The sequence below is a fragment of the Scytonema sp. NUACC21 genome, from assembly GCF_054684315.1.
This window is the reverse complement of record NZ_BAAFZH010000109.1, coordinates 454333-471059: the sequence shown is the minus strand read 5'-3', so window position 1 is coordinate 471059 and position 16727 is coordinate 454333. Positions and strand designations below refer to the sequence as shown.

The window sequence follows — 16727 nt, the reverse complement described above, 5'->3', positions numbered from 1 at the left end:
TAGAAAGTTAATAACTTCAAAAAATCAGTAAACAGTCTGATAACACATGACGCTTGAAGAAGCATTGGCAACCATAGAGGCAATTCTCGGCGAAGAGCCTCTGAATGATATACAAAAGACAGTTATTTCCCAATCTTGGGAGCAAAAAACTTACTCGGAGATCGCCGAAAGTTATGATTACGATGATGGCTACGTCAAATATGTAGGCTTCCAGTTATGGAAGATGCTTTCAGTGGTGTTAGGCGAGAAAGTGACTAAAAATAACTTTCGCTTAGTCCTAAGCCGATGGCGATCGTCCCAAAGTAACAACGTTTCAGCAAAGCAGTTCATCACGTCGCAGCAAAAAAGTGACTCGGAGGGAGAACTCTTAAGTAGCCTTAAAAATGAATCTGGAAGCTCAAGCCAAGAAGATTCTCCAGTCACTAATCAGACTAATGGAGCTCATTCGGGCTGTCGTCTAGACTGGGGCAAAGCAATTGATGTGTCTGTTTTCTACGGACGTTCTCAGGAATTGGCAATCCTTGAGCAGTGGATTGTTCGGGAACACTGCCGATTAGTCGCTTTGCTGGGAATTGGTGGTATTGGTAAAACAGCACTGTCTGTTAAGTTAGCTGAACAACTGCAGGAACAGTTTGACTATGTCATTTGGCGATCGCTTCATAACGCCCCGTCTATTGAATTACTTCTTGCTGACCTGATTCTTGTTTTATCGGATCAACAGAAATTTAATTTACCTGAGACTGTTAGTCAAAAAATTTCAAAATTACTGGAGTTTCTACAAAAACATCGATGTCTAATCATACTTGATAATGTAGAGACTATTTTATGCAGCACTGATACGTCTGGGTCATCATACAACAACCTTGGAGGCTACTATCGAGCAGGGTATGAAGCCTATGGCGACCTCTTCTGGCAAGTTGGAGAATTACGTAGCAACAGCTGTTTAGTGTTAACCAGTCGAGAGAAGCCTAAAGAAGTTGCAATTCTAGAAGGGAAAACATTGCCTGTAAGGTCTTTGCATCTGTTTGGGTTGACAATAGCAGCTGCACAACAAATATTTACTACAAAGGGTGAGTTTTCTGGTTCTCCCGAAGATTGGAAAACTCTAATTCAGTCCTACGGAGGTAATCCTCTGGCTCTAAAGATTGTTGCCTCCACAATTCATGACTTATTTAATGGTAATATTGTCAACTTTTTGTCTTGGGGAACAGTAATATTCGGTGACATTCTAAAAATGCTAAACCAGCAGTTTAATCGTCTATCTAACTTGGAAAAAGAATTAATGTACTGGTTGGCAATCAATCGTGAACCTATAACCCTTGCAGAACTTGCATCCGATCTGCTGTCGGCTGTATTGCCTTCGCGATTACTTGAAGCTCTAGAATCCTTAGAGCGACGTTGTTATCTAGAACGTGCGTTACTGTCACTACCAAATCAAAACATAACTTTATTTACATTACAACCTGTTGTTATGGAGTATCTTACTATGACATTAGTCGAACAGGTCTGTAGCGAAATTGAATCACAAGAAATCTTCTTATTTAAAAAATATGCCTTAACCAAAGCTCAAGCAAAAGAATATGTTCGAGATATCCAAATTGAATTTATTCTAAAAGCCGTCATAAAGCAATTACTACAAATTTTTGGAGAGCCAGAGAAAATTAAAATCCAGTTAATGCAAATTCTGCGATCGCTGCAAGATAAAGCGCTAGCTGAAACAGGGTATGCTGGTGGAAATACTATCAACTTACTGCGTGAACTAAAGATCGATCTTAGCGGACACGACTTTTCCAAACTGGTAATTTGGCAAGCTAATCTAAAGGATATAAATTTAAACCAGACTAACTTTTCTAACTCCGATTTGTCTAAATGCGCGTTTACTGAAAATCTGAGTTACGTTTTTTCATTAGCAATGAGCCCAGACGGCAAACTTTTAGCAACAGGCGATAGTCATGGCACAATTACTCTATGGCAAATAGTAGACGGACAACAAAGACTAGCTTGGGAGGGACACAAAGGTTGGATTCGCTCTGTTAGCTTTAGCGCTGATGGTCAAACCTTAATTAGTGGTGGTGAAGACCAAGTTATCAAACTATGGGATGTCAGTAATGGGCATTGTCGCCAAACTTTTAAAGGACACACAAGGGCAGTGTGGTCTGTTGCTATTGCTCGGCAACCAGATTCAAACATATCTTATAGCCAAATTTTAGTTAGTGGCAGTGCAGACCAAACTGTAAAACTATGGGACGTTAATACAGGGCAATGCCTCAGAACTTTCCACGGACACACAAGTTGGATCTGGTCTGTTACCCTTAACCCTAACGGTACATATCTCGCTAGTGGTAGCGATGACCAAACTGTAAAACTATGGGACGTTAATACAGGGCAATGCCTTAAAACTTTCAACGGACACAAAAATAAAGTCTGGTCAGTGAAGTTTAGTGCAGATGGCAAAACCTTGGTTAGTGCCAGTGCTGATAGAACTGTAAAACTGTGGGAAGTTGAGACAGGACAAAATATTAAGACCCTACAAGGTCATATGGGTTGTGTTTGGTGTGTTGATTGTAGTTCCGACAGGAAAACTTTGGCCTCTAGTAGTAATGATAAAACAATAAAGCTGTGGGACATCAACACAGGGCAATGCTTTAAAACGTTGCAAGGACACACAAATGGTATCCGCTCTCTTGTTTTTAGCAGTGATGGTCAAATTCTCAGCAGCAGTGATGAAGACCAAACTGTTAAGCTATGGGATGTTAGGACAGGGGATTGTCTCAGGACGTTTCGAGGATACGGTAACGGCGTGTGGGGAATAGCTTTATCCCCACAAGACAATCCACATACCTCCAGTAGGGCCACTTTAGCCAGCGGTGGCGAAGATCAAACGGTTAAATTGTGGAATATCAGCACTGGTGAGTGCATGAAAACCCTTAAGGGTCATACGAATAGGGTTCTGTCAGTGACCTACAGCCCAAATTGTCAAACCCTTGCTAGTGGCAGTGCAGACCAAATGGTCAAAATATGGGATATCAAAACAGGTAAGAGTATTCAGAGTTTAAAAGGTCACACTGATTGGGTTCTGTCAGTGGCTTACAGTCCGGATGGTCACTTCCTTGCTAGTAGCAGTACAGACCAAACGATTAGGGTTTGGAATGTCAGTACCGGGCAGTGTTTCAAAACTTTCAAAGGTCATGAGAGTGCAGTTTGTTCAGTCGCGTATAGTCCAGTTGAGCAAATCCTAGCTAGTGGCGGTGCAGATCAAGCAATCAGAATTTGGGATGTCAATACAGGTGAATGCTTCAGAATCTTCAAAGGGCATACTAACTGGGTATATTCGGTCAACTTCAGCCCAGATGGTCAAACTCTTGCTAGTGGTAGCGAAGACAAAATGGTGAAAATCTGGGATACTAAGACAGGACACTGTCTAAAAACTTTTCAAGGTCACACCAAATCTGTGATTTCAGTAATGCACAGTCCGAACGGTCAATTTTTGGCAAGTGCTGGGAGAGATCAAACGGTAAGAATTTGGGATATTAATACAAGTCAATGTCTGAAAGTATTGGAAGGTCACAACTCGTGTATCTATGCAATTGCGTTTAGCCACTTTCGCCAGGAATGTTTAACTAACACGCCTCAAGTTCTAATTAGTAGCAGTGAAGACCAGACTATCCGATTGTGGGATATTGAAACAGGTGAATGCCTTAAAATTCTTAGAAGTAAAAGACTTTACGAAGGAATGAATATTACTTGTGTGGTTGGTTTAACTGAGGCTCAGAAAATTACATTAAAAGCTCTAGGAGCTGTCACTCAAACGACAATTTGTCCGGATCTAGAAGCATAATCCTCTTTTGTCACTCGTTTTCCCGTACACCCGAAATATTCAACACAACAGTCATGGACGAAGGGCGATAAGCGAAGCATTAAATTTAGCCGTATCCCACTCCACCATGTTCTAGGGAAAAGTTATGCTGTTGGTATGTTGGGGGCAAAAAAGCAGACCATTTTAGCCAAGCTTTTACTGGCAATCGTTCTATCAACGCAAGATTTTCCTCACTCTAGTACCCCCTAATCTAAGTGAGAATACTACTTAAAGCTTCTACTAATTTCTGAATATGCCCAACTTCATGAGTTGCCATTACAGATATCCGTATTCGACTTGTGGGAACAGTGGGGGGGCGGATAGCAGGGGCAAAAATGCCACAGGATTTAAGATGCTTTCCCACCTTGAGTGCATCAGCTGCGTTGAGCAGTTCAAAGCACAAAATGGGTGACTCAGAAGGTAGCAATTTCAAGTTGGGTAGGTGCTGTTGCATCTCTTGTTTTACGTAAGCCACATTCTGCCACAGTTGCACTCGACGTTGCGGTTCTTGTTGTACTATTTTGACGGCTTCTAGCGCTGCGGCAGCATCAGCTGGTGAAAGTGCTGTGGTATAAATCCAACTTGGGGCACGGTTTCGCAAATAATCAATTAAAGTTGCACCTCCTGCTACATACCCACCCAAACTGCCTAAAGCTTTGCTTAAAGTACCAATTTGAACTAACTGCTTTCCCGTACACCCGAAATATTCAACACAACCTGCACCAGTTTCTCCCATTACCCCGGTTGCATGAGCTTCATCAATCAGCAACATACAGCCAAATTCCTCAGCCAGATCTAAAAGGGTTGGTAAAGGACATAAATCTCCATCCATGCTGAAGACGCTATCGGTGATTATAAGGCAACGCCGATAGTTTTGTCGGTGCTGACCGAGCTGGGTTTTCAAAACTGTCATATCACAGTGGGGGTATTCAAGGATGGTTGCACCACTGAGAATTGCCCCGTTTTTCAGGCTGGAATGATTGTACTGGTCTGATAAAATTAAATCTCGCTTGCCTACTAAAGCAGTTATGACACCCAAGTTCGTTAGATAGCCCGAACTGAATACTACTGCATCCTCTGTTTGTTTCAGGGATGCGATCGCTGCTTCCAAATCTCTGTGTAATTGCCGATGCCCGCTGAGTAATCTAGAACCAGTACTACCAGTTCCAAATTCTTGCACAGCAGCAGAAGCCGACATGACTAAGCGCTCATCCCCAGCCAATCCCAAGTAATCGTTACTGGCAAAATTAATAACCTCCCGTCCCTCCAATAAAACTGTAGCACCAGGGCGACCTTGGATAGTTTGTACGGAACGGTACCAGTCTGCGCGGTGAATGGTTGCCAGGGATTGCTTTAGCCAAGCATATGGGTTAGTAGACATCACTTACAGAGGGGTCGTCAATGCACCCTCTAAAATAAGATGATTGTAAACCGAATTATCTCTTATAACAAGGGTATTTTTAACGTTTTGTTGTTTCTAAGTAATGCAAGATCGCGTTTGCAGTTGAGTGATTAGTTGCAATGAGAATATTGTTGATATTGCACAATCTCAACAAAGCCTCCTCATTTCCCTGACCGGGTTGAGGCACCAAAAAGTCTTTCAAAAAGATAATTGCCAAGACATCTCCTGAAGAAACCTTTCCATTTAATTCGCGCAATCTCACTGTCTGACATATTCGCCAGAGAATTGCGAAGTTCCGTATCTGACGGAGATGTTGCAGAATTTTGGTTAGGTTCTATTGATTGGCGTTGCACGACTTCTATCTGTTGTGCTGCATGAGTCAACTCATGTAGGGAATATTCTGGTGCGGTCATATTCATGGTTCGCGATAGCTTCGCTCCTGCCCAGAGGGCAGATCGCTCATCCTACCCAATCCTCTCGACTAAAACATTTTATAGATAAGTAAGTCGGCGTAAATAAATACAACTAGGAGTTAGGGCTGTTAGTGGTTCTTCGTTAGTCGTTACTGGGCTTTGAGGCTCTTCATAGAAGTGTACATAGTTATGTTTTATTGTGCCGACTTACTTAATATCTACAGTACAACTTAATTAAAGCTCTGCTATTTTCGACCAAAGTCTATACTTTCTTCCCATTGAGAATGACTGGGGCTTAATTTGGCCAGTTGTCTTCAAGATATAACTTAAGCAAACCTGCGTGAGATAAGGGACGGGACAAATCATTTACATCGCAGTTGGTTTCATAATCAAGTAATATAACAGTTTGTTTATCAACTAATTGCTGGAGATTTTTTACCAAGTCTTGAACGCGGTTCTCCAACACCCATCGATAGGATGGCAAGTAAATTTGCCGACGAGCGTCTCCATAGGAGAGCAGGCGATCGCCAAAAAAACCAGCACGATGACCAAGTACTTTTCCATACTTGCTGGCTGAACGTTTGATTCCTTTCATATCAGAAATTAATAATTTAGACGTATCTACTTCTGTCTTATCAAAAACTTTCAACCCTTGCCAAATCCCCTCAACTGTCATGCTAAATTTATCTGGTGAAAAGGGAACTGGTATGCCTCCATGAGGATAAAAAGGACTAAAGCGAACCCAAGGTTCACAACCACGAGAGGTCACATCAAGGATAATTGCATCGGGATAAGCTTTGGACAAATTATCCGCAGATGTACGGCGACTTTTTACAATGAGTGGCATATCTTCAATTGTCCATTTTATTGAAAAGGCACGACTACGATTGGTTCAACAAGTTGAGCCAGTAAAGCCAAATGTTCTTGTATTGGTACACGTTGCACGGTTTCAATTGTTTCTGAACCTCCCAATGCTATAGCTGGTACAAAAGCAAAACATTCATCTGGGCTTAGTTGCCCCAAACGGGTTACACTCTGGAAATGCAGTTCCGAGCGCAGTTTCATACTCGTGGTAAAACTTATAAAGAAGCACATATTGTTGATGTAGTTTAATTTATTCCCACTCACCACTTTTGTTCTTTGTTCATTTGCCTATGTGTATTATAGGCAACTTATGATTACTACGTATAATAGTCAAGGCATCACTCTCGTTCGAGGTGATGCCATGAGTGTTGCTGTTAGGAGAAGCACTGTGTTACAGTTCTAGTTTGGTTAAGCCTTGTAAATTTACTACTGGTTATGGGATTGGGATAAGCCGTAACCACCTCTACTTCGTAGCAACGGGTTGCTCCTACAGGAGCAGCTTCAATACCAGTGAAACCTACGTTTAGGGTGTACCATTCATTCCCCGTACTATTATCATTACGACGTCCTGCCGTGATGAGTTTGAAGTCGAAATCTGCGTAACGATGACCATTTGGTTGGATAGTCGTGCTTGCATTCTTCTCTAAGAATTGGTCAGGTTCGGTAGAATCTATATTATTGAAATATGGATTCTCATTTTTCTCTGTACTCCATAGGGTGGTGGAAGTAGATGGAAACGGTGTGTGTTGAACACTCCACTCATCCACATCAAAAAGGCTATTGTTGACTACATACTCTTTGACGTTGGTACCACATGTTCTTGAGGTAGGCACAAACGCCCGCTGATGTGTTCCATTGTTGTCTCTATAAGTAGGTCTAACTTGGATGGATTTTAAGTTTAAGTTGTAGTTTGGATTTGCACTGAGATTGACCCAAACATCTACATCAGGAGTGGAAACTGAGGACGTTTCACTGATTTCAATATTGAGTGGTTCAGGGTTATTTAAAACTGGATAAGGCAAGTAAAACATGGGGTTGCGAGCATCTTTAGCGAAAGAACTTGCACCTGAAGTTTTTTTGTTTGCCGCACGTGCTCGTTCGTAGGGATCTCGAATTTCAAAGTGAAGATGATCGAAATTGCCCTCGCGGCTCGTTCCTGTCCAAGCGATATGTTGACCTTTAACGACTTTCAGGTCAGTCTTAACAATAGGAGGAATGCTATTAACATCTTGAACGCGGACATGATTGTAAACAGAGATTAGGCATGGATTTGTAGTTGAGCATTCTGAAGCCCCATTAGCAGGATGGAGCAATACAACTTTTTGGTCGCGAGCACTCAGACAATTTTCAGGCTTGTTATCTAAATCTGCATCTGTCTGACCATTTTTGTGACAAGTAACGGATTTAACAATACCACCAGCTGCTGCAAAGACTGGGTTATCCGCATCCTTATTGTGAGTGTTTCCGGGGGTAGCTAAATCGAGTCCTCGATGGAAGGAAATGGCACGGCTAGTATCCTCAAAGTTCCGATAGCCGAAGCCGTAATCAATGGGAAAATCCGTTTTACCTTGTTGTTCAATACGAGTAACATAATCACAATTATCAACAATATTCTTACCAATTTTCCAGTTATTACCAGATTCTTCTTTAATTCGTCCACAAAGCGGCCAAATAAATCTGGACCAAGTAGGTTCAGCAGTGGATGATTCGGCTACTGCTATTTTGGTAGGAATAGCAAAGATTCCCACAATGATTACCATCACAATCAAAATCCATTTGAGTGTACGCATTGTAGTTTCCTAAGTAAACAGTATTCAATTGAAGCTATTTAGGGAATTCATACAGTCTTGAAAAGCAAATAAGTAAGTCGGCGTGCTCAAGGTCTTTCTTAAATTTACTCAGAATTAATAGCATACCTGACTCGATCAACAGTAAGTACTAAATCCCAAGCTTTGGGAATACCTAGCTTGACAGTATAATTCAGTTATAGCTATCAATTTAACTATGAAGACTTGAGAAGCGCCTGTTTTACAAAATAAAACCTACCATTCAAACCTTGAATTTGTCCCTAGCCGTTAGTTCAGGTTTTTACCTAATAATATTGTTAGGAAAACAGATTATGGTTGTGATAGAGCGATCGCATTTGGAACATTGCGAGTTTCAACTCAAAGTTCAGTTCATCCGTAATGCTATCAAGTCTTACTTGCAAGAGGCTGCCAACTATGAGAGTGGAATAAATTTGTACGACCTCGAGATATTTGCCCACCACCGAGCTCTATGGGATTCCCATCACCTGTTCAAGGTATTGATGGCTTTACATTTTGTGATGAAGTGTCACAAATGGTGATAAGGCTTGCGAACAACCCAATTCTAAATCTACTGAAGGCACGATTGAACTTACAGCAGTTTTCATCTGAATGCAACTATACCCTTTGTAAGGGCGCGGCGGCCTTGCACTCCTACAGATGTGGTCTACTTACCTGAAAATGGCTGTAAACTCAAGCCTACGAGGATTGTTTATTTTAGTATGATGTCAAATCGGAAGCTAGCCAAAGCGATTGCTGACATGGGTTTTTACGAGTTTAGACGCCAATTGCAATATAAATGTCAGTTGTACGGCTCCCAATTAGTGATAGTTGATAGACGGTTCCCCAGTTCCAAGACCTGCTCAAATTGCTACGCCATCAAAGAAAATTTGACATTGAGCGATAGAGTGTTTAACTGTGACTGTAGTCTGAGCCTCAACAGAGACTTAAATGCCGCAATCAATTTCAAAAACTATTCGTCCGTCACCGTCAGTTAGACGGGGTGAGCCTGTGGACTAGTTGATGCCGACATCCCTAGAGTGAAGCAGGAATTAAGCAACAAAGTTCAGTTAGACTATTGACGAGAAATGTCTAGCTATGAGTAGCTTTGTATAGGTCTTATGTAACGGAAAGGTTGAATCTTCAGGTGCAGTGACAATCTTAAAGCTAACAAAGCTTTAGAACCTAGAATTGAAATGACTGTAACCGATAAGTAGGGTAGAGCCCTTGATAAGAAAGTATTTACGATTACAGTAATTGAGAAGACTATTCCAGCACCTCAAGATAACGCGCAAGGTGAGCAGATTCCACAACCTGTTGCTTCCAGTTCCAATCCAAGTATCTAGTTTAGGAATTCTTCTCACCTTCTGTTAAACTAAAGGTTCAAATAAGAATAAATCAGGTGCTGCACTCGCTACTTAGGTGAGCGATCGCTTGTTTAATCCATTCTTCCACAAAAGCGTCTTTGGGTAACCCAATATCTTCACTCACCACGTGCAAGGCTTGGCTGACTTCGCTGGCTGTGTATCCCAATGCCAAGAGAGTCATTTGCACTTCTTCAAGAATACCGGGTGCAGGACCACCTGTAGCGACAAGAAATCCTGCTGTCTTGCGCCACTCTATGAGCTTGTTTTTCAGTTCCAAACACAAGCGTTCAGCAGTTTTCTTACCAACACCGGGGGCTTGAATGAGTATTTGGATGTTAGCTGTAATGATTGCTTGGACTAAATCTGGAAGTTCCAAGGTGTCCAGAAGTGCGATCGCCAAAGCAGCCCCCACACCACTGACACTTAATAAATGACGAAAGACATCGCGTTCCCCTGGTGAGCCAAAGCCATACAACAAGGGTACCTCTTCCCGAATTTGGTAGTGGGTAAAAATTTGCACTTCACCACCGACTTCTGGCAATTGCTTCACCAGCCGAGCGGGAATTTGCAAATCATAGCCCATCCCATTCACCTCAAGAGTGAGGATATGGCGGCTACCGCTATTGTTTTGGATACCAGCAACAATTCCTTTGAGATAACTAATCATAATAAACCAAAGTATTTCAATCCTTCCAGTCTTCCACCTGCACAAAAGTTTTTTGCCAGGTAGTGATAGTCAACGGGATTTTCATTGTGCCATTGAAGTAGCTCAGGACGAGCATTGCCAACAATAATTTCCCGTTCTGTGCCAGCGGCTTCTAAAGCTATGTCATTGCTAGAGACACCACAAATAACTGATTGCTCTGGTACAAATCTCCACTTTTGGCGGAGAAACTGTACTGTCTGCCCTTTGTCACTATGGCGAGGGACAATATCCAGGTCGATACCGCTGCTGTAAATTAATTTGACTATTAAACCACATTTCTCCGACTTTGACTCAATCTGTGGTATTATATTTACCGCTTCTTATTGAAGTCAAAAAATTACCTTAAAATTGAGTCCTGTTGTCCGTGCAAGCTGTCGTTCAATTCAGCCTGAACATCATCTAGAGCGGTGTTGACCCCTGCTAAACATTCAGTTATAATTATTAAAAATTTGTAAACAAAGCCATGAGTGCCAAGCAGGAACTAAAACTGAATAACCAAGTTCCCGTAAAGCTTGGTACTGCTACTAGTAACAAATACAATACGGGGACTAGTAAATTTTTATTCGTTACGGATTTAGATCATACCCTTGTAAATCATACCGTCGTAGGTGAAGACGACGCCTTGAAAGAATTAAACAACCGATTGCAGAAACATCGGCAAGAATTTGGTACCAAAATAGTGTATGCAACAGGGCGATCGCCGTTTCTTTATCAGCAACTTAAAGAAGAAAAGAAACTTTTAGAACCAGATGCGTTAGTTTTGGCGGTGGGGACAGAAATTTACCTGGATGGTAGTCAAACACCCGATGCAGAATGGTCAGAAAAGTTATCTCCAGGGTGGAATCGCGACCAAGTGCTAGAGGTAACCAGCAAATTTCCTGAATTGAAGCTGCAACAAGACTCGGAACAGCGTCCCTTTAAGGTGAGTTTTCTTATTGAAGAGGAAGCAGCAAGGAAACTGATACCACAACTGGAGTCAGAATTGCAAAAACTTGGGTTGATGGTCAAGATAATATATAGTGGCGGGATAGATCTGGATATCTTACCCCGTCACAGTGATAAAGGACAAGCAGTACAATTTCTGCGTCAAAAGTGGCAAATTTCACCAGAGCAAACAGTTGTTTGTGGTGATTCTGGTAATGATATTGCATTATTTGCTGCTGGTACGGAACGGGGAATTATAGTTGGCAATGCTCGTCCAGAACTGCTGCAATGGCATAAGGAAAATTTATTAGATTACCATTACCAAGCACAAAACCATTGTGCAGATGGAATACTAGAAGGGTTAAGACATTTTGGTTTCTTGTAAGCCTATTGTATACTGCTGTTTTGATGTGCTGCCACTCTAAGGGAATTTGGTCAGTTAGAGAAAACTCCTGCAAACAGGGATATTAGTTGCTGATATTGGGACGATGCAGTGGAGTGAATTCAGGCGTAGGCGTAGGTTGGGTTGAGGAACGAAACCCAACACTCAAAAACTCGTCCTTGTTATGTAACACGAGAGTTCAACCCAACCTACGATTATTTTACTTAAAGACGTAGGGTGGGCAGTGCCCACCGCAAAAAAAATTTATGCCCTTTTGGCACCAATCTTATCTTTTTCTCTCTAGATAATTTAGACACTTGTACAAAAAAAAAGAGTCGATAAACTAAGAAGATGCACGCTGAATTTAATATAAGCAGAAAAATTTAGTCGCTTAAGTTCTAACCCGGTCTGCAGCAGCTAGGAGCTAGGAGCGTTGTATCGTGGTAAGCATCATTAGTTTGTTAAATCCCTTGGCTGCCAAGTTAAACCCCCGCCGTAGCTTGAGAACCCGCTTGGGATTGGCAATTGGCAGCATCGCTTTTGTACTGGCAATCTTAGCCAGTCTGATTGTTGGACATTACGCAAGCCAACAGGTCAAAGTTGACGTTGGTGGGTCGCTAGCAGAATTGGCATACCAAATGACTGACAAGCTAGACCGAGGAATGTTTGAGCGCTATCAAGATATTCAAATTATCGGTACGCTTGATGCTATTAGCAGCCCTACCTCTTCGATCTCGCAGAAGCGTATACTTTTAGAAAAACTGCAAAGCACTTATAATGATTATACTTGGATAGGTTTAACCGATAACAAGGGGACAGTCCAAGCTAGTACGGGAAAATTGCTGGAAGGTCAAAACGTATCTCAAAGACCTTGGTATGTCTACGGGCAAAAAAAGCCTTATATAGGTGATGTCCATGAAGCTGTGAAATTAGCAAAGTTGCTGCCCAATGCAACTGGCGAACCATTGCGCTTTGTAGATATCGCAGTACCTGTCATGGATGTACAAGGAAAAGTACGAGGTGTGTTGGGTGCTCATCTGAGTTGGGCGTGGTCTAAGGAGGTAGAAAAATCTCTGTTGCACCCCTTGGAAAAACGCTATGTAGAAATGTTTGTTCTCAGCAAAAATGGCAATTTGTTGTTAGCGCCGCCCGAGTTTAGAAATGCCAACCCCCTGTCCCTGAAAAGTGTGAAAGCAGCACAAGGCGGCAAAAACGGTTATCTCATTGAAACTTGGTCTGATGGTCATACTTATCTCACTGGCTTTGCCCACAGTGTTGGTTATCGTAATTATCCTGGATTGGGGTGGCTGGTGCTGGTAAGACAGAAAACTGATGTGGCATTTGCCCCAGTCGCGCACCTACAGCAACAAATATTTATCTGTAACATGATATTAGGTACTTTTTTTACGGTTTTAGGTTGGCTGGTAGCAGCAGCAATTACCCAGCCAATGTTAGCGATCGCAAAAGCTGCTAACTATATACGTCGCGGTAACAGACAAGTCAAAATTCCTGCGGTCGGAGGCATAGATGAAATTGCCAATTTGTCAAAATCTCTCAGCCAGCTTGTCTCCAATTTAACCCAGCAAGAGCAAGACTTAAAAGCTAGCAATGCTCAATTGCAGCTAGAACTTACTTCTAGATTAATGGCGCAGGAAATGCTGCGTCAAAGTGAGGAAAAATTTCGGCAATTAGCAGAAAATATTCAAGAGGTTTTCTGGATTAGAGACTTCAAAAACCACGAACTCATTTATATTAGCCCTGCCTACGAACAAATCTGGCGGCGTAGTTGCGAAAGTTTGTATAGTAATCCCCATTCTTGGTTAGATGCTATTCATCCAGAAGACCGAGATCGTGTCGTTGCCACAATTAAGAAAAATGTTCTTAGTGCTTATCAAGAGGAATATCGAATTGTGCAACCCGATGGTTCAATCCATTGGATTTGGGATAGCAGCTTTCCCGTGCTAAACAATCATGGAGAAGTTTATCGTCGAGTTGGAATTTCCCAAGACATAACCGAGCGCAAGCAAATAGAAGAAACACGTCTGGCACTGGAAAAAGAAAGAGAAATTAGTCAGTTAAAATCACAGTTTATTGCGATCGCTTCCCATGAATTCCGCACCCCGCTAACTACCATTTTGCTCTCTTGCGAATTTCTGCAAAATTACAGCGAACAGTTACCATACGAGAAAAAACAACGCCATTTTCATAAAATAAAATCAAGTGTTAAACATCTCAATCAGATATTAGAAGATGTTTTAATTTTTGGAAAAACAGAAGCGGGAAAAGTCAATTTTGAACCAGCACCTATAGATTTAATCAGTTTTTGTTGGGATTTAGTAGAACAGTTACAACTGAGTGCAGGGGAAAAATATCAACTCGACTTTGTTGAGCAATGTGTTTATGGCTGTAAGAGAGAAGAACTTCCCGTTATGGATGAAAAGCTGTTACGGCATATCTTTACAAATTTATTGTCAAATGCTATCAAATACTCTCCGCAAGGAGGGAAAATTGATTTTGAATTGATGTGCGATCGCCAAAGCGCAACTTTCCACATTCAAGATGAAGGAATTGGCATCCCAAAAGAAGAAACAGACAAGCTATTTACATCTTTTTTTAGATGCAGTAACACGGGTAATCTTCCAGGAACTGGGCTGGGATTGGCGATTGTCAAAAATGCCGTTGAACTACACGGGGGTCAAATTACTGTAGAAAGTCAATTAGGTGTGGGGACAAGATTTACTGTGATATTGCCATTAAATTATATGTCTGCCAAAGTTGGGCCAAATTAGTTTTCTATCATGTTCGGGTAAACACTTACCTCCAGTCAGGAGCAGAACAATATATTAGAGAAATTGTAGGTTGGGTTTACCGTGTGCGAAACCCAACTACGTAATTGCTGATTTCACCAGTTGTAGAATTAGGTTCAGTACTCAAAGCTATAGAAACGGCAATTCCATCTGATGCGATTGAACAAGCGCTCGCTAGCTCAAAAGCAGACGAAGACCGTAAACGATCGCTACCAACTCATTTTTTTCTATTTGATATTATATTATCACTGTGTAGCAATATTTTCTAATACCTTACCAAGACCTTTTCCGTCAACGATTTCCAAATATTTTTTTCCCCTTTCAGTAATACGAAAATGTTTTGTAACGTTTATTAATCTGGGATTTTTATTGTCAAAAATTGATGGCTTTTCTAATTCGCAAATTAAACCTCGATTTTTTAATCTTTCCAATAAATCTTGACCTTTTGGATAGGTAAATTGATAGCTATCATCTTTTTCAGCACCTGTAATTTTTTTAAGTGTGATATATTCATAGGCGTCTAAAACTGTTGAAATTAGCAGGGCATTAATATCATCTTCTAACTGATTAACTTTATCGTTGATATTGTTTCCTATTTCGTCTACCTTCCCTTTAACTTCCTTTTTAATTCTAGATAATTCTGCTTCTAACCCTTCTTTACTAAGAGATACTCTATTCAAATCTTCAATACGAATAGTTAGAACTAGTAAACCCGTAATTATTACAATGGTAATAAGTAACTGTATGTTGTGTTCACTAGTTAATAGTTTTATAAGTAAAAGTAATTCAACAGTAGCAACTGCTAAAAAAACTGCCCACCATCTAGATAATCTCATTTTTAACTCCTTATTTCTTGCGCTGATTAACTTTATTTTAGATTGCAGATTATTATCTTGAATCTTCTAATTACTACAAAATCTTCCTGAAACTTTCCGGATAAGAGTATCGGGTTTACCAGTTCCCTGTGTGGAGAAACCCGACTGTTGGACTGGTAGTGTACAAAGTCAGCACATATCTTTGTCGGCTCACTTCTATTAAGTAGACAACCGCTATCTTCCCCGCGACCCCATGACGCCAGACTGCCCAGCCTTAATTGAACCTTATTGCTTTATAAGGTATGAGTTATTTAAGACAGCTAGCTATTGATATGAAAAGTCAGCATATCCAATTCCCTCCCCTTTATAAGGGGAGGGTGAGGGAGGGGTATTTTTTGTAAGTGTTTACCCGCAGATAATATGATTAATAGATCGATGCTCTAAGTGTTCCACTCAGCTATTTTGCTGAGCAAATCTTCGACCTGCTTTCTATCTTGAATAAGTTCCAAATCTGGGTCAGTCTTAACAAACAATTGAAAATTCGGATTGATTTTCAGGGCTAACTCAAGACTTTCAAGTGCTAATGCTTGGTTACCTGTCCGGGCTGCACAACAAGCTATGTTGTACAAAGAGTACTCATCATCTGGGTTGAGTTCCCTTGCCTTTTCATAACTCTCAAGCGCTTTTTCATATCGACCTAGATATCTAAAAGTATCCCCTAGCTTGTAATAAATCCAAAAGTCATCCGGACGGAAATATTGTGCTTCGTCGTAACTTTTCAGCGCTTCTTCGTAGCGATTCAAATGTCTCAAAGAATCTCCACGGCGCAACCACGCCCAGTAATCGTTGGAACGTCTTGATAAAGCGCGATCGTAACTGGAAATTGCGTCTTCGTAGCGCCCCAAATGCCTCAGCGCATCCCCCCTGCGAAACCAAGCCCAGAAGTCATAGGAACGGATTTCAAGGACTCGATCGAAAGAAGTAATGGCTTCTTCAAACCAGTCCAAGTCATCTAACGCAATACAGCCCCGGATATACCATCCCCAGTAATCATTAGGACGGATTGCCACGGCTCTATCGTAACTTACAATGGCTTGCTCGTATTGACCTAATTCCCGAAGAGCACTGCCTCTGTCATACCAAATCCAATAATCATCAGGACAAGCTGCTAGTGCTTTGTCATAATACACGATCGCTTCTTCATAACGCTCTTCTTGGTTGAGCTTTTTGCCCTGCTGATGCCAGTATCTATAGTCTTCAGAGACGGGGGAAGAAGTATCTGCCCCTGTTATTGCCACTTGACTCATGGTCGATTCCCCAAACAGTTACATACGTTACAGACAACCCCAATTAATATATTAGCGATCGCGTTTGATAATTCAAGTT

General features: G+C 41.4%; 14 protein-coding genes and 1 pseudogene. 6 read left to right on the top strand and 9 right to left on the bottom strand.

Annotated features, from left to right (window positions below):
* Positions 1-46: 46 nt before the first annotated feature.
* On the top strand, positions 47-3838 hold the full coding sequence (locus tag ACYRY3_RS44220; RefSeq protein ID WP_460208192.1) for an NB-ARC domain-containing protein: 3792 nt from the start codon (positions 47-49) through the stop codon (positions 3836-3838).
* A gap of 229 nt (positions 3839-4067) precedes the next feature.
* Here ACYRY3_RS44220 and bioF read toward each other — a convergent pair whose 3' ends face one another.
* The 5 genes from bioF to ACYRY3_RS44195 form a co-directional block, all read right to left on the bottom strand.
* A complete protein-coding gene (bioF, locus tag ACYRY3_RS44215; protein WP_460208191.1) occupies positions 4068-5237 on the bottom strand; it encodes an 8-amino-7-oxononanoate synthase in 1170 nt (389 codons plus the stop codon).
* A 182-nt stretch (positions 5238-5419) separates the two neighbouring features.
* Positions 5420-5671 carry a hypothetical protein gene (locus tag ACYRY3_RS44210; protein ID WP_460208190.1) on the bottom strand — a complete coding sequence of 84 codons (252 nt, stop codon included), beginning with the start codon at positions 5669-5671 and terminating at the stop codon, positions 5420-5422.
* Positions 5672-5966: 295 nt separating this feature from the next.
* Positions 5967-6518 (bottom strand): DUF6939 family protein, encoded by a 552-nt coding sequence (locus tag ACYRY3_RS44205; protein ID WP_460208189.1) that lies wholly within the window; start codon positions 6516-6518, stop codon positions 5967-5969.
* A gap of 17 nt (positions 6519-6535) precedes the next feature.
* Positions 6536-6736, bottom strand: a complete 201-nt coding sequence (locus ACYRY3_RS44200) for a T6SS immunity protein Tdi1 domain-containing protein (protein WP_460208188.1) — start codon at positions 6734-6736, stop codon at positions 6536-6538.
* A 173-nt stretch (positions 6737-6909) separates the two neighbouring features.
* Entirely contained in the window at positions 6910-8325 is a 1416-nt protein-coding gene (locus ACYRY3_RS44195; protein ID WP_460208187.1) for a M23 family metallopeptidase, read from the bottom strand.
* Positions 8326-8654: 329 nt separating this feature from the next.
* On the opposite strand from ACYRY3_RS44195, the gene ACYRY3_RS44190 reads away from it, so the two are divergent.
* Together ACYRY3_RS44190 and ACYRY3_RS44185 are read left to right on the top strand one after the other, a co-directional pair.
* Complete coding sequence (locus ACYRY3_RS44190; protein ID WP_460208186.1) at positions 8655-8882, top strand: hypothetical protein; 228 nt, start codon at positions 8655-8657, stop codon at positions 8880-8882.
* Between the two features lie 180 nt (positions 8883-9062).
* The gene (locus ACYRY3_RS44185; protein WP_460208185.1) at positions 9063-9338 is read left to right on the top strand and encodes an RNA-guided endonuclease InsQ/TnpB family protein; all 276 of its coding nucleotides are present in this window, start codon (positions 9063-9065) and stop codon (positions 9336-9338) included.
* Between the two features lie 400 nt (positions 9339-9738).
* On the opposite strand, the gene ruvA is transcribed toward ACYRY3_RS44185, so the two are convergent.
* Complete coding sequence (ruvA, locus tag ACYRY3_RS44180) at positions 9739-10374, bottom strand: Holliday junction branch migration protein RuvA (protein ID WP_460208184.1); 636 nt, start codon at positions 10372-10374, stop codon at positions 9739-9741.
* Positions 10371-10721: pseudogene (locus tag ACYRY3_RS44175) on the bottom strand (HAD family hydrolase); the annotation flags it as partial. The gene ruvA and the pseudogene ACYRY3_RS44175, both read right to left, overlap by 4 nt.
* A gap of 155 nt (positions 10722-10876) precedes the next feature.
* Between ACYRY3_RS44175 and ACYRY3_RS44170 the strand changes: the two are divergent.
* From ACYRY3_RS44170 to ACYRY3_RS44160, 3 genes are all read left to right on the top strand, one after another.
* Positions 10877-11722 carry a sucrose-phosphate phosphatase gene (locus ACYRY3_RS44170; RefSeq protein ID WP_460208183.1) on the top strand — a complete coding sequence of 282 codons (846 nt, stop codon included), beginning with the start codon at positions 10877-10879 and terminating at the stop codon, positions 11720-11722.
* 437 nt (positions 11723-12159) lie between these two features.
* Positions 12160-14508 (top strand): sensor histidine kinase, encoded by a 2349-nt coding sequence (locus tag ACYRY3_RS44165; protein ID WP_460208182.1) that lies wholly within the window; start codon positions 12160-12162, stop codon positions 14506-14508.
* A 104-nt stretch (positions 14509-14612) separates the two neighbouring features.
* Entirely contained in the window at positions 14613-14795 is a 183-nt protein-coding gene (locus tag ACYRY3_RS44160; RefSeq protein ID WP_460208181.1) for a hypothetical protein, read from the top strand.
* On the opposite strand, the gene ACYRY3_RS44155 is transcribed toward ACYRY3_RS44160, so the two are convergent.
* The gene (locus ACYRY3_RS44155) at positions 14772-15362 is read right to left on the bottom strand and encodes a hypothetical protein (RefSeq protein WP_460208180.1); all 591 of its coding nucleotides are present in this window, start codon (positions 15360-15362) and stop codon (positions 14772-14774) included. The genes ACYRY3_RS44160 and ACYRY3_RS44155 overlap by 24 nt on opposite strands.
* A 419-nt stretch (positions 15363-15781) precedes the next feature.
* Complete coding sequence (locus ACYRY3_RS44150; RefSeq protein WP_460208179.1) at positions 15782-16648, bottom strand: tetratricopeptide repeat protein; 867 nt, start codon at positions 16646-16648, stop codon at positions 15782-15784.
* Positions 16649-16727 lie beyond the last annotated feature (79 nt).

What these genes read in the sequence shown, in the direction of transcription:
- ACYRY3_RS44220 (WP_460208192.1), top strand. Translation starts at nt 47, where the DNA reads ATGACGCTTGAAGAAGCATTGGCAACCATAGAGGCAATTCTCGGCGAA.
- bioF (WP_460208191.1), bottom strand. Translation starts at nt 5,237, where the DNA reads ATGTCTACTAACCCATATGCTTGGCTAAAGCAATCCCTGGCAACCATT.
- ACYRY3_RS44210 (WP_460208190.1), bottom strand. Translation starts at nt 5,671, where the DNA reads ATGACCGCACCAGAATATTCCCTACATGAGTTGACTCATGCAGCACAA.
- ACYRY3_RS44205 (WP_460208189.1), bottom strand. Translation starts at nt 6,518, where the DNA reads ATGCCACTCATTGTAAAAAGTCGCCGTACATCTGCGGATAATTTGTCC.
- ACYRY3_RS44200 (WP_460208188.1), bottom strand. Translation starts at nt 6,736, where the DNA reads ATGAAACTGCGCTCGGAACTGCATTTCCAGAGTGTAACCCGTTTGGGG.
- ACYRY3_RS44195 (WP_460208187.1), bottom strand. Translation starts at nt 8,325, where the DNA reads ATGCGTACACTCAAATGGATTTTGATTGTGATGGTAATCATTGTGGGA.
- ACYRY3_RS44190 (WP_460208186.1), top strand. Translation starts at nt 8,655, where the DNA reads ATGGTTGTGATAGAGCGATCGCATTTGGAACATTGCGAGTTTCAACTC.
- ACYRY3_RS44185 (WP_460208185.1), top strand. Translation starts at nt 9,063, where the DNA reads ATGATGTCAAATCGGAAGCTAGCCAAAGCGATTGCTGACATGGGTTTT.
- ruvA (WP_460208184.1), bottom strand. Translation starts at nt 10,374, where the DNA reads ATGATTAGTTATCTCAAAGGAATTGTTGCTGGTATCCAAAACAATAGC.
- ACYRY3_RS44170 (WP_460208183.1), top strand. Translation starts at nt 10,877, where the DNA reads ATGAGTGCCAAGCAGGAACTAAAACTGAATAACCAAGTTCCCGTAAAG.
- ACYRY3_RS44155 (WP_460208180.1), bottom strand. Translation starts at nt 15,362, where the DNA reads ATGAGATTATCTAGATGGTGGGCAGTTTTTTTAGCAGTTGCTACTGTT.
- ACYRY3_RS44150 (WP_460208179.1), bottom strand. Translation starts at nt 16,648, where the DNA reads ATGAGTCAAGTGGCAATAACAGGGGCAGATACTTCTTCCCCCGTCTCT.